A 12,436-nucleotide genomic window follows, 5' to 3' on the forward strand; every position below is an offset into this window, starting at 1 on the left:
CGACGCTGCGTACTACCTGTCGAAGAAGGACCGCGGGTTCCCCGAGAAGATCTATCTGCTCGGTGCCGACCACCACGGCTACATCGGCCGGTTGAAAGCCATTGCCGCCTGCGCCGGGGACGACATGGAGCAGAACATCCAGGTGCTCATCGGCCAGACGGTGTCCGTGAACGGAGCCCGCCTGTCGAAGAGGGCAGGGAACATCATCGAGCTGCGGGATCTGTTGACCTGGCTGGGCACAGATGCGCTGCGATACTCGCTGGGCCGATCCTCGGCGGACTCGGCGATGTCCATCGATCCGCAGCTGCTGCAGAAGAACACCAACGAGAACCCGGTGTTCTACGTCCAGTACGCCCATGCCAGGACCCACGCCGTCGCCCGCAACGCGGTGTCGGCCGGAGTGGACACCAGCAGCTTCGACGCCGCGTCGCTGAGCCATCCCACCGAGAGCGACCTGCTGGCCGCGCTCGGGCAGTTCCCCGGCGTGGTCGCCCAGTCGGCGACCTTCCGGGAACCCCACCGCGTCGCCCGCCACCTCGAGGTCATCGCCGGCACCTACCACCGTTGGTATGACGCCTGCCGCATCGCTCCCCTGGGAGACGCTCCGGTCGAGGTCGTGCACCGCTCGCGCCTGTGGCTGAACAACGCCACGCAGCAGGTCCTGGCCAACGGCCTCGACCTCCTCGGCGTTTCCGCACCCGAGAGGATGTGACCGAGTACGCATCGATCTGTCCCGTGCCGGGTTCAGCAGAGCTTGCCGGTGTGCCTCGCGATTGCCGGAGGCAGACCCGCCCCGGCACGTGGATCGGAAGGTGCTGACGTCCCGCACCGCGCATCCAGGAGATGCCGTCCTGTCGTTGTGGGCAGCTCACGACGGGGGCGTTCCTGAACGCACATCCCGTGATGGACCGGGTGCTGATGTGCGGCGGCGGAGGGCAACGAGCAGGGCAGCGGTGGCAGGTTCATAGGATCGGACGACCGCGGTTCACCTGCCTCGTGCGGCCAGCCACACCGAGCAGGCGAACAGCGGGGCGGTGAGCACAGCAGCCGCGATCACCGCGGTGCCCAAGGGCACCCCGTTGCCGCTGTCGTTGCCGAGGGCCTGAGTGGCGATGCCACCGCCCATGCCCAGCCACAGGGCGGCCACTGCTTCTGCCAGTCCGAAGTGCCGGGGGCGTGTCGTGCGGGCGCGTGCGCGAGTGAAGTTGCCCAGCATGACCAGCACGATGAGTGCCCCGAAGACGACAGGGCCACGGGCCCCGCCCCACAGGTCGGCGCCCAGATAGAGGAGCGCGGTCATGAAGAAGCCGCCGATGAGCGTCCAGCTCGCCAGGATCAGCGCCTCGCTCCGGCCGGAGCCACGGTCTCGGGTCACGGGAGTCGCCGCGGATGTCGATTCGGTGTGAGGCAGTGCGTCGTCTCCGTCCATGTCTTCACGGTAGTGATCACTCCGCTGATGGCCAACAGGCACGGGGGAATGGGCCAGGTCGCCGAACGGCGTGGGCGGAAGAGGCAGGAGACCCGCATGAGACTCGTGCGGCACTCGTCCGTGCATTCCATCGGCCCAGCCCTGGCCGAGGCGGCTCAGGCACGCACTGTGTCGCCGTTGGGGTTCCCGCTCGGGCTCCGACGACGTCGGCGCACCGTGCTTCCGCTGCAATTGGCGACGAGCTGCGCCGGAAGCTCCTCTGGTGCGCGCGGTGTCCGCCACGCAGGGTTGTGCAGGTGTTCCCGGTGCGCGAGGAGTTATGGTCGCACTTCCGGAGAGCTCCGGCAGTAGAGCTCCTGCGCGAGAGGACTTGATGAGCGAGCAGCCCGTCACCGTCGAGGCTCCGCTGCACGGCCCGTGGGGACAGATCCAGTCCTGGTTGCAGGCCGGCCCACCCGGAGCCGGCCGGCTGCTGGAGCAGGTGGCGTTCTCACCGGTGCTCAGCGACCAGTCCTTCGCCCCTGGCGACGAGGAGCTGCGCGAGCTATGGGGCACCGGCGGATGGGTCAGCTGGCTGGGCGGTCCCGCCGCAGCACCCCTGGACGGGTGGCCGCGCACGGTCGATGGCACCGCCCTGGCGCACGTGCTCACCCTGCATCTGGCCGATCTTGCCGGGGTGCTCGATGACCAGGCAAGGCCGTGTGGTCCGGACTGCGGGAAGGGCTTCCTACCGTCGGGGTGCTGGAGGTCTTCCATGATCTGCGCACCTTCGGCACGGACGCCACCGATCAGGACCGCGGCGCCTGGGTGGTGCGCTGGGTGGCGGACCCTGCGCGCACCGAGCTGGTACAGCCACCAAAAGGGGTCGACACGCCCTCGGCGGCGTGCCAAGTGGTGCTGGCCCTGCCCGGGTTCACCCTGCCCCCGGCCGCCGATGCCGCCGGTGGGGCGGAGGAGGAATTCGAGAGCGCCCGGGCCGTGGAAAAGTCGGTACGACGGGCGTGGCTGGCCCAGCGCACCGGCTCCACACGGGGCCATCCGACCTTGGTCAGCCACGTCTACGGGCACAGCCAGCACGGGGAGATCCGTGCCCGGGCCCTGCTGCACAACGTGCTGCCGCTGAGCGCTGCCGGTGATGAGCACCGCCTGGTCCTGGACCTGGAGAGCTGGACGGCCCTGTCAGGGTGGTTCGGCGACGCCGGCAGCCTCGAGGTCTGGATGCGCGACTCCGACCTGCAGGCCCGTCGATTCGACCGCGCGTGGTGCCTGATCCGCACCGACTGAACCGGATCCACGGCCGGCGCCCTGAGCGACCGCCTCAGATCCCGGCCGCCTATCGCAGTTCGGTCTCCTCTCATCGGCAAGGACCACGAAGGATCCGTGCGGGCCACGGAGCGAGGTGGGTTGACGGCGAACTCTGGAAGGGGGCGCCTATCGTCGATGCTCTGCATCGCCGAGCTGGCCCCGGATGTCATCCACGTCGTAGTACCGGTGTTCCTCCACGATCTCCCCCTCGGGCCCGAAACGACAGAACAACGCCACCGTGAACTCCAACGGGCGCCCGGTCGGCGGTCGCGTCCCGGTGGCCAGGACCAGCAGCCCGGCATGCACCCCACGAACCGTCACCTGCGCCGCCGCGCAGTCCTGATCGACGACGACGCGGTTCAGCTCCGCGCTCACATTGGGCAGGGCGACCATGTAGGCCCGGGTGTCGTCCTGGACGGGTTTACGCCCCCGCAGCGGTTGCCGGTGGGCGGGATGCACGACCCAGGCGTCCTGCCCGTAGAGGGCGGCGACGCCCACGGCGTCGTGGGCGTTGAAGGAGGCCACCCACCGGTGGAAGACATCCCGGTGCTGATCCGCTGATGAGGTGCTCACGATGCGAGTTCCTGTTCTGAGGTCCTGTCTGGTGCGGGGTGCTCTTCGAGAGTAGGAGGCCGCGGCCGGGTCCCGGATGACCTCACCGGATGTTCCCCGGATCGCCGTCAGTTCGACATGTCCAGCGGAGCTCGGGACGTCACCCCGGATCGGCTGGCCGGGCTCAGCGACCGCGAGCACGAGGTCGCCGAGGGGGTCGCCCGAGACCTGTCCAACACCCGGATCGCCCAGGACCTGTACCTGTCCGCACCGGCCGTCAAGACCCACGTCGGGCGCATCGTCACCGAACTCGGCATCGACAACCGGGTGCGACTGGCCATCCGGGTCCTCGAAAGCCGCCAGGAGACCACCTCCGGGTGACACGACCGCCGGCTTCCAGCCCTCGACGGCACCCTGGAGCCGGCGCTTGCCCGCGTCTGCATCATGAGATCTGCACCGTGGGGAATGGCGAGGGCCGCAGGAGTCAGTCCAGGGGTGCGATCGCCAGCCACAGTTCGACGTGGACCGGGCGCCCGTGCTGGTCGAGGACGGTGGCTGGGAGCTCGGGTTCTGCCAGCGGTTCGTAGGGGTTGGCCGCGGACCACTGTCTTTGAGCACGTCCAGGCCCAGCTCGTCGCGGAATCGCTCCATCGCCGGGTTCGGGCCGTGGTGGACCAGCGGCATCCTGCGCCGTCGCCCGAGGAGGGTGAATGCTGCCTCGTCCTGGAGCCGGTAGTCCATGGGGCGTGTTCCTTCTACGGAGAGGGAGAAACGCAGCGGAGGTCGGGACCGCAGCACCGCACCCGAGCGTCGGGCGTCCGCCGGGCCTGCTCCGTGCACGGCCCGGAAGGCGCTGCTGAAGCGTCGGCCTAGCCATAGCCGAAGCGCACGGCGATGTCCTGCAGCGGTTCTTCACCGGCGAGCACGGGCGAGGCTGCAACGGTCATGCGCCGGCGCCGAACGTACTCCGAGACGGGCATGCCCGCCAGGACCGAGAACATCCGCCGGAAGTGGTGCTGCGAGGTCAGGGTGATCCGTGCCAGGGCGGCGACGTCGATCGCACCGGTGCCCCGGTGCGCGGCGCCCTCGGCGAGCCGCTGCTCGATGTGGGCCATTGCTCTGTTCCACGGTTCCATGCTTGGCCTCTCCTGCGTTTCTGCTGACAAGTCCACGCTAGGCCGCCGGCGAATGGAAGCGCACGACGATCCGTGCCCTTCCTGATCGGGTCCTCATGCCCGATATCGCGGTGCGAACTCCGTGGTGGCTCTCGTGACGGCGACCGGGAAGGCTCCGATCGACCGCCGCACCCACGGCACTGCAGTCAGGGGCGTTGTTGGGGTCGGTGGGGTGTCGGGTTGTTGCCAGTCCGCCAGACCTGCGTGAGGGGACAGGGCGTGGGCCCGGAGTCGTCGTGGGGGCTGGGTGCCGTCGAGGGGCAGCCGGTAGAGCCGGGGGCGGTACCTCGCCACCGGCAACCGGGCCGGTCCCTCACGGTCAAGGACAAGCCCCCGAAGGCCCTGGGCCGTCGTTCCGCCGGTCGACATCCCGTCCGCCTGGGACCCCGCCATGGACGCGAGGGAGCGTCCCAGGACGTCACTGCCGGTGAGCTCCCCGACGGTCCACCGATCGAGGGCCGCAGACGGGCCCGAGGACGGTCAGCGCATCCCCGCCGTTCGGGGCGATCGCTGTCCCGACGAACCAGAACCATGCGCACGCCGACCACAGGCAGGCCCGGCTCAGCTGCCCGTGACGGCGTCAGCCCAGCCGCGGACGCTGGGGCAGCGGTCCGGTCTCCCCGCGGCGATGCGTGCGGTGCTCGTGGTGCAGCACCAGGGCGAAGGCCAAGGCACCGACGACTCCCACGACCGTGTGCGGCAACCAGTACCCCGCCCTGTCTCCCCGCTACCCCGGGCAGGGACGACGTGAACGGCGAACACCAACCCGGTGACCACGAGCGCGCCGGCCAGGGCACCACCGCAGCGACCAGTGGTGCCGGCAGCTCCGCGGTGTCATCCCGCCTCTCCCGATCCTCGTGGGCTCAACGCAGCCAGGCCGGGCCCCTCGTGTCCGTCCGCACACATGGGGGAGAGCTGACGAGAACGGCGGCTGCGGAGCCGGACATAGGCTGGAGCGAGCGCGACCGTAGGTCATTCGTTCACACCCGTCTCTGTGGAGCTGGCGACCATGATCCTCCCGAAGGTCCGCGATCCCCGTCTCGTGACCATCCGCCGCGGTGGCACCTTGACGGACACCGACCACCGCCTGCTGGCGCTCTGGGCGGCATCCTGCGCTGAGCACGTCCTGCCCCTCTTCGAGTCGGCGCACCCCGGCGACCTGCGCCCGCGCGCAGCCATCGACCATGTCCGCGCCTGGGTGCGCGGGGAGCTCACGATGATGGAGTCCCGGGCCGCCGGAGGCCACGCCATGGGGGCGGCCCGGAACAAACGCGGAGCGGCCCGGCACGCCGCCTACGCCGCCGGGCAGGCCGGCGCGGTGGCGCACGTGGCCGCCCACGAGCTCGGCGCGGCCGCCTACGCGATCAAGGCCGCACGAGCCGCCGCCGTGGACGGTGAGGCCGAGGCCGCCGGCCGAGCAGAATGCCGGTGGCAGCGCGAGCAACTGCCGGACGGCATTCGCCAACTCGTGCTCGAGGACCAGCGATTGCGCAACGACATCTGCTGGCGGGTCTTCGACTGCTGAGCACACGGGGATCCTTCGGGACGCTCGACTACGTGACCTGCCGCGTTGCAGCAGGAATTCCTGTCTGATCCACCTCGGGGAGGTCGCCGTCGGCGCCGCCGCCATGGGACGCTTCTTCGCGCTGCTGCAGAAGAACGCCCTGAACCGCCGTCGCTGAGCCACTCTGCCGGTGCAGCAGTCCCAGGGGGACCACTGTTCAGCTGTATCGCCGCACCCCGCCCTGCCCCCGCGGGTCTGAACAGGAGCGCCCAGCAGCGCCACCTCGCAGGCGGATCAGGCTGATGTCTCTGAAGCGATGCGCGCAAGCTCCTCGCGCAGGATCTCGATCGCCCAGACGCTGTCCTCCGAGGGGAACTGCATCAACAGGTGGAGCGCCAGTCCGTCGATGAGCGCGTGCAGGCGGCGTGCCTGATGGAGGATGTGCTCGTCGCGCGGTCGTCCTGTGAGCAGTTCGACGAGCCGGGTGCAGCCCTCGCCCAGCTGTTGGTAGGCGTGGTTCCTGATCGTCACCAGTTCCGGCAGTGCGGGAGCTTCGGCGACGAGCGCGATGTTGACCTCCAGTTCCGCCCTGCGGTGCGGATCCAACGGCAGCAACTGCATGAGAACGTCGAGCGCGTACTGCTGCGCATCACCGGCGGAGGGAAGGGCGACGATGCGGTCCGTGGCCCGTTGCACCATGAGCTCCGCGGAGAACCTCAGCAGCCCCGCCCTCGTCAAGCGCTACGGAACGGATTACACGAAGGAAGTCTGGAAGGACGCCGCCCGGACCGGGCTCGCAGTCGGTATCGCCGCCGGCATCCTGTGGATGCTCATGACCCTCATCGCCGGCCCCAGCAGGACCCAGGCACTGCTCGGGGTCTACCCGATCCTGGGCATCTGGTTCGCGATCGACTTCATCTGGGCGATCAGCTAAGCGGTGTGGCCCAGACGAACGCCTGCGGTGAAGACACAGACGACCTCGGACGAGGTCGGTGGGGAGCACCGCCGGCGATGCAGAACGATCGTGGTCGACGCTGGCGGCAGGAGAACGCGCTACGACCTTGCCTTGCCGAATTCCGAGGCGCTGAAACTCGCGGGCGTTGCTCAAGGGCACAGCCCATGCCGCGCAAAGGTGTCGGGATCGGGCGATGTCCCCTCGGGGTGCCGGGCAGAACGGCGCGCTTCCACGGCACGACCGGATGCCCCCAGCCGGGTCAGCGGAGGCGACGGACCCGTGCGGAGGAGCCCTCGGGTCACGACTACGTCGTCCTCGAGGGGCCGTCGAGGCGCTGGTCCAGCACGTTCCGGGGTGCGCCTGCGGCGTCGTCGGGGCGTCTTTGACGTTCGTTCAGTCGCTGCTTGCCGATGGCCTCCTCGACGGCGTCGGCGGCGCGAATGAAGCCGAGATGGCTGAACGCTTGCGGAAAGTTACCGGCCAGCCGGCCGGAGGTGGGATCGTATTCCTCGGCGTAGAGGCCGAGGTCGGTGGCGTAGCCGGCCAGCTGCTCCAACAAGGCCTGCGCCTGGCGGTGACGGCCGCTGTGCGCGTACTGCTTCACGAGCCAGAAGGAACAGATCAGGAACGGGTACTCGTTTCCGGGCAGGCCGTCGAGGCCGGCCTCGGTGCGGTAGCGGTGCAGCAGTCCGGACTCGTCCAGCAGGTCCTGTTCGATCCGGGCCACGGTGCCCAGCATCTGAGGGTCGTCGTAGGAGAGGAAGCCCGTGTGCGGCAGTTGGAGCAGGGAGGCGTCCACCTCGGTGTTGTCGTAGGTCTGGGTGAAGCAGTTCAGTTCGGCGTTGAACCCCTTGTCCAGGATCTCTTGGCGCAACCGGTCCCGCAGTTCCCGCCAGCGCTCCACCGGGCCGTCGAAGTCGTGTTCTTCCACGGCCCGTACTCCTTGGTCGAAGGCCGCCCACATCATGGCGCGTCCGTGGACGAAGAACGTCGGTTGCCCGCGCATCTCCCAGATGCCGTGGCCGGGACGCTCGAAGTTGTCCTCGCAGAAGCGCAGCAGGTTCTTCTGCAGCCCCCAGGAGTACTCGTCCTCCTCGATCCCGGCGTCGCGCAGAGCGGCCAGGGCGAGCATGACTTCTCCCACGACGTCGGCCTGGTACTGGCCCACGGCGCCGTTGCCGATCCGCACCGGGGTGGAGCCCTCGTAGCCGGCCAGGTGGCTGAGGTCCGTCTCGGGCAGCTGACGCTCACCGGCGATCCCGTACATGATCTGGAGGTCTTCGGGGTGCCCGGCCACGGCTCGCAGCAGCCAATTGCGCCAGTGCAGTGCTCCGTCGGTGAAGTCGTGTGCGATGAGCGTTTCGATGGTCAGAGCCGCATCGCGCAGCCAGGTGTACCGGTAGTCCCAGTTGCGCACGCCACCGAACCGTTCGGGCAGGGAGGTGGTGGGGGCCGCGACGATTCCACCGGTGGCCTGGTGGGTCAGGGCCCGCAGCACCATCAGGGACCGCAGCACCAGTTCGTCGTGGCCGTGGTGGCTATCCACCCGCTGGGACCAGTCCTGCCAGTAGGCCACCGTCCGTTCCCGGACGTCCTGGGGTTCCACCGGGGTGGGTGGGTAGCGGTGTGACTTGTGCCAGGTGAGCACCCAGTTCAGGGTTTCGCCGGCGGTCAGGCGGAAGATTCCGGTGAGCCGGTCGGCGACGGCGCCCTGGTAGTCGTCGGGGTGTCCCTTCGGGGAGACCTCGTGGCGGTGTTCCATGCCCTCTTGCGGCTCAGTGCGCTGGGCTTCGTGGGGGTGCAGCAGCGGCCCGGCGAGCAGCAGGGCGTTGGGTCCGGCGACCGAGAGCAGCCCCTCGCGGGCGGTCCCTTGCAGGTCCACCCGCCGGGTCCAGGGTTTGGCCCGGTTGTAGTCGAAGCGGATCCGCAGATCGTGCTCGATGGCCACTGTGCCGCGGGTGCACGTCACCTGCCGCACCAGGTCCGCCTGGCGGTCGCTGGGTGGCATGAAGTCGGTGACCACCGCTGTCCCGGTCGGAGTGGCCCAGGTGGTCTCGAGCACGAAGGTGCGCGGCAGGTAGCGGCGGGAGAGGACCCTCCCGTCCACGGCGGAGAGCTTCCACCGTCCGTCCTCCGGGCCTCCGAGCAGGGCCGCGAAGACCGAGGGGGAGTCGAAACGGGGGAAGCACAGCCAGTCGATGCTGCCCGCACGGGACACCAAGGGCCCGGTGCGCAGGTCGGACAGCAGGGCGTAGTCCTCCAACGGGGTGGAGGCGGTCTCAGCGCGGTCATCGCTCATGCACATATTCAACCAGCGGCTCCCGGACCCGGGCCGGGACAGCAGGAGTACCGTGCTGATATGGACACCACCGGTACGGAGACGATCGGCACCCTGGTTGTTCTGGGCGCCACCGGAGACCTCACCTCGCGGCTGCTGCTGCCCGGCCTGGGCCGGTTGCTCAGCGAGCAGCCCGAGCGGCGGCTCCGTCTGATCGGCGCCGACCTCGCTCCGCGTGACAGCCGGCAGTGGACCGAGGTGGTCCGGGAGGCTTTCGACGGCGTCGGGGCGACCGGGCCGGCGGTGGAGCACACCGTGGCCCATGCCGATTACCTGGTCACGGACGCCTCGTCCGCCGAGGACCTCGAGCAGGTGCTGGCCTCGACCACGGGCATCCCGGCCGTGTACTTCGCTCTGCCCCCGGCCGTGACGTCTCGAGCCATCGGGGCCCTCCACCGGATCACGATTCCGGACGGCACCGTGCTGGCCCTGGAGAAGCCTTTCGGTGTCGACCAGGTCAGTGCCGCCCAGCTCAACCGGCGCCTGACCGCCCTGGTGGGCGAGGACCGCGTCTTCCGGGTCGACCATTTCCTGGGCAAGTCCACGGTACTCAACATCTTGGGTCTGCGTTTCACCAACTACCTGTTCGAGCCGCTGCTCAATCGCGACCACGTCGCGAAGGTCGAGATCGTCTACGACGAGGCACTGGGGCTGGAGAACCGCGCCGGTTATTACGACCGGGCCGGCGCGCTGGTGGACATGATCCAGTCGCACCTGCTGCAGGTCATGGCGCTGGTCACCATGGACGCACCGCTGTCGGTGCACGCCACAGAGCTGCGCGCGGCCAAGGCCGAGGCCCTGCGCGCGGTCCGCCCCTACGCCGGCGACGCGGTGGCGGCTGGCCGCCGCGCCCGTTACACCGCCGGGAGCATCGGCGGACGCGACCTGCCCTCCTATGCCGAGGAGCAGGGAGTGGACCCGGACCGCCAGACCGAGACCCTGGCCGAGGTGACCTTGGAGTCCACCACCTGGCGGTGGGCCGGAGTGCCGTTCGTGCTGCGTTCGGGCAAGGCCCTGGACGCCGCCCGGCGCGAGATCGCCGTCACCTTCCGTCAAGTGCCCCACCTGCCCGTGGGCCTGGACGGGGTCACGGCTCCCACGGTGCTGCGGATCTGCCTGGGCCCGGACCGCATGGTGCTGGAGCTCAACGTGAACGGCTCCGGCGATCCCTTCGTCCTGGATCGCGGCCGTCTCACTGCCGAGTTCGGGGCCGGCCGGCTGAACCCCTACGGAGAGGTCCTCCACGGACTTCTGGACCGTGACCCGTCCCTGTCCATCGGGGGCGAGGCCGCCGAGCACTGCTGGCGGATCATCGATCAGATCCGAGCCGCCTGGCAGGCCGGTCAGGTGCCCCTGGAGGAGTATCCGGCAGGGTCCACCGGGCCTGAGCACTGGGCCTCCGCGGGGTAACACTTCTTGCACCCAGCGGAAGCGGCGTCATCCGAACCGGAGGCTTCACGGGTGCCCAGCCGGAGGCGGGCGCCCCCGGAGCCGTGCTGCTGGAATTGTCGGCGATACCGTTCCTCCACCGGGTCCGGATGACTTCCCGGCACGGAAGAAGGCCGTGGTGGACGGCCCATGGGCTTCGGGGGGGCGCTGAAAAGCGGGTGACGTCCTCCACGCCTCCGTGGCACCGATGTCACCTCGCCGCCACGGGTCCGCTTGGAGGACCCGGCACTGGACCTGTACGACCCGGGAACGGTCCCGGAGTCCCGCAGCAGTTCCCGCTCGACGACGCCGTAGCCATCCTGGCCAGGTGTCGCTCTGCCGGGCTTCCTGACGAGTCGGGGGACGGGGGAGCTCACTGCTCTGCCGGGTGGGCCGGCTCCTCGCCGGGAGCGGACTCGATGTGCTCCGGGCTCGCGCCCACGTCCCGGACCGTGTGCCCGCCGAACTGGTTGCGCATCGCCGCGATCATCTTCATCGCCGGAGCCTCGTCCTGCCGTGAGGTGAACCGGGCGAAGAGGGCGTTGGCGATGTTGGGCACCGGCACGGCGAGGTCCAGGGCGGCCTCGACCGTCCATCGGCCCTCACCCGAGTCCTCGGCGTAGCCCTTGAGCTGGTCGAGGTGCTCGTCCTCGTTGAGCGCGTTCACCGCCAGGTCCAGCAGCCAGGACTTGATGACCGACCCTTCCCGCCAGGAGTTGAAGGTCTCCCGGACCGAGCGGACGTGCCCGGCGGCCTCGAGCAGTTCCCAGCCCTCCGCGTAGGCCTGCATGATGGCGTACTCGATGCCGTTGTGGACCATCTTCGCGAAGTGGCCGGCACCGTGCTCACCGGCGTGGACGAAGCCGAACTCACCGGCCGGCTTGAGCGAGTCGAAGATCGGCTGCACCTTGGCCACGGTGCCCTCGTCCCCGCCGACCATGAGGGCATATCCCTGGGTGATGCCCCACACGCCGCCGGAGACCCCGCAGTCCAGGTACTCGATGCCCCGGCCCGCCAGCCGCTGCGCCCGCGGACGGTCGTGCACCCAGCGGGAGTTGCCGCCGTCGATGATCACGTCGCCTTCCCCGAGCACTCCGGCGAGCTCGTCGATCACGGTGTCCACCACCGTGTCCGGGACCATGATCCACACGACTCGGGGCGTGCTGTCGATCTGCTCCACCATGTCGGTGAGGCTCTCGGCGTCGGAGAGCCCGGGGTCGGTGTCGAAGCCGACCACGGTGTGCCCGGCCTGGCGCAGCCGCTGCCGCATGTTGCCGCCCATCTTGCCCAGTCCTACGAGTCCCATCTGCATGGCGCGCTCCATCGTCGATCGAAGTCTTCCGTCCGCCGCGGCACGGCGGCACCGATTCGAGCGTGCCGGCCGAGACCCGCCGGGTTCGCCATCGTGCCCGACGACAGCAGGTAACGGCAATGGGAAGCAACGGTGAAGGTGCTCGTAAGACGCACTGGAGCCGGCAGGCGCGCTCCGGCCGGACGAGGGAACGCACCAGGAGCCAGAGAAGGATCTGCACGAAGCCGGGGTCGGTCCCACCCGTGTCCGTGGTGCCCGGCAGCACCGGTGCTGGTCCCCGCACCGCTGGTGCCTCAGCTGTTGGCAGGACCTCCGGCACACCGCACATTGGTCCGCCGCGCCATGAGGCGACAGCTGGTGGCGTTCGTGAACTCCGAAGCCCTGGTCACGGCAGTCTCGCGCGTGCCGTGTTGCCACCGTTCCAGGGCAGTGGGAATC

12 protein-coding genes are annotated in these 12,436 nt (G+C 69.5%); 6 read left to right on the forward strand and 6 right to left on the reverse strand.

What is annotated here, in order from left to right:
- Positions 1-712, forward strand: a 712-nt coding sequence (locus tag BJF77_RS09175) for a DALR anticodon-binding domain-containing protein (RefSeq protein ID WP_255396198.1), incomplete at its 5' end; no start/stop codon positions are given.
- Positions 713-985: 273 nt separating this feature from the next.
- On the opposite strand, the gene BJF77_RS09180 is transcribed toward BJF77_RS09175, so the two are convergent.
- Positions 986-1,375 (reverse strand): hypothetical protein, encoded by a 390-nt coding sequence (locus BJF77_RS09180; protein ID WP_139318498.1) that lies wholly within the window; start codon positions 1,373-1,375, stop codon positions 986-988.
- Between the two features lie 792 nt (positions 1,376-2,167).
- On the opposite strand from BJF77_RS09180, the gene BJF77_RS20000 reads away from it, so the two are divergent.
- On the forward strand, positions 2,168-2,713 hold the full coding sequence (locus BJF77_RS20000; RefSeq protein WP_075871958.1) for a DUF1963 domain-containing protein: 546 nt from the start codon (positions 2,168-2,170) through the stop codon (positions 2,711-2,713).
- A 147-nt stretch (positions 2,714-2,860) separates the two neighbouring features.
- Here BJF77_RS20000 and BJF77_RS20810 read toward each other — a convergent pair whose 3' ends face one another.
- On the reverse strand, positions 2,861-3,307 hold the full coding sequence (locus tag BJF77_RS20810) for a nuclear transport factor 2 family protein (RefSeq protein ID WP_075871959.1): 447 nt from the start codon (positions 3,305-3,307) through the stop codon (positions 2,861-2,863).
- A gap of 117 nt (positions 3,308-3,424) precedes the next feature.
- On the opposite strand from BJF77_RS20810, the gene BJF77_RS09195 reads away from it, so the two are divergent.
- Positions 3,425-3,667 (forward strand): response regulator transcription factor, encoded by a 243-nt coding sequence (locus tag BJF77_RS09195; RefSeq protein ID WP_075871960.1) that lies wholly within the window; start codon positions 3,425-3,427, stop codon positions 3,665-3,667.
- Between the two features lie 488 nt (positions 3,668-4,155).
- On the opposite strand, the gene BJF77_RS21025 is transcribed toward BJF77_RS09195, so the two are convergent.
- Positions 4,156-4,422, reverse strand: a complete 267-nt coding sequence (locus tag BJF77_RS21025; RefSeq protein WP_222844985.1) for a helix-turn-helix domain-containing protein — start codon at positions 4,420-4,422, stop codon at positions 4,156-4,158.
- 1,048 nt (positions 4,423-5,470) lie between these two features.
- Between BJF77_RS21025 and BJF77_RS09205 the strand changes: the two genes are divergently transcribed.
- Positions 5,471-5,986 (forward strand): putative immunity protein, encoded by a 516-nt coding sequence (locus BJF77_RS09205; protein ID WP_075871962.1) that lies wholly within the window; start codon positions 5,471-5,473, stop codon positions 5,984-5,986.
- 273 nt (positions 5,987-6,259) lie between these two features.
- Here the strand turns inward: BJF77_RS09205 and BJF77_RS09210 are convergent, their stop codons facing one another.
- A complete protein-coding gene (locus tag BJF77_RS09210; RefSeq protein ID WP_083665055.1) occupies positions 6,260-6,664 on the reverse strand; it encodes a TetR family transcriptional regulator C-terminal domain-containing protein in 405 nt (134 codons plus the stop codon).
- On the opposite strand from BJF77_RS09210, the gene BJF77_RS09215 reads away from it, so the two are divergent.
- On the forward strand, positions 6,663-6,899 hold the full coding sequence (locus tag BJF77_RS09215; RefSeq protein ID WP_139318500.1) for a hypothetical protein: 237 nt from the start codon (positions 6,663-6,665) through the stop codon (positions 6,897-6,899). The genes BJF77_RS09210 and BJF77_RS09215 overlap by 2 nt on opposite strands.
- A 325-nt stretch (positions 6,900-7,224) precedes the next feature.
- Here BJF77_RS09215 and BJF77_RS09220 read toward each other — a convergent pair whose 3' ends face one another.
- Positions 7,225-9,219: a glycoside hydrolase family 15 protein gene (locus BJF77_RS09220; protein ID WP_083665056.1), complete on the reverse strand. Its 1,995-nt coding sequence runs from the start codon at positions 9,217-9,219 to the stop codon at positions 7,225-7,227.
- Between the two features lie 60 nt (positions 9,220-9,279).
- Between BJF77_RS09220 and BJF77_RS09225 the strand changes: the two genes are divergently transcribed.
- Positions 9,280-10,668: a glucose-6-phosphate dehydrogenase gene (locus BJF77_RS09225; RefSeq protein ID WP_075871965.1), complete on the forward strand. Its 1,389-nt coding sequence runs from the start codon at positions 9,280-9,282 to the stop codon at positions 10,666-10,668.
- A gap of 391 nt (positions 10,669-11,059) precedes the next feature.
- Here the strand turns inward: BJF77_RS09225 and gnd are convergent, their stop codons facing one another.
- On the reverse strand, positions 11,060-11,998 hold the full coding sequence (gene gnd / locus BJF77_RS09230) for a phosphogluconate dehydrogenase (NAD(+)-dependent, decarboxylating) (RefSeq protein WP_075871966.1): 939 nt from the start codon (positions 11,996-11,998) through the stop codon (positions 11,060-11,062).
- Between the last annotated feature and the right edge of the window lie 438 nt (positions 11,999-12,436).

Source organism: Kocuria sp. CNJ-770 (assembly GCF_001942375.1).
Classification (GTDB): Bacteria; Actinomycetota; Actinomycetes; order Actinomycetales; family Micrococcaceae; genus Kocuria; species Kocuria oceani.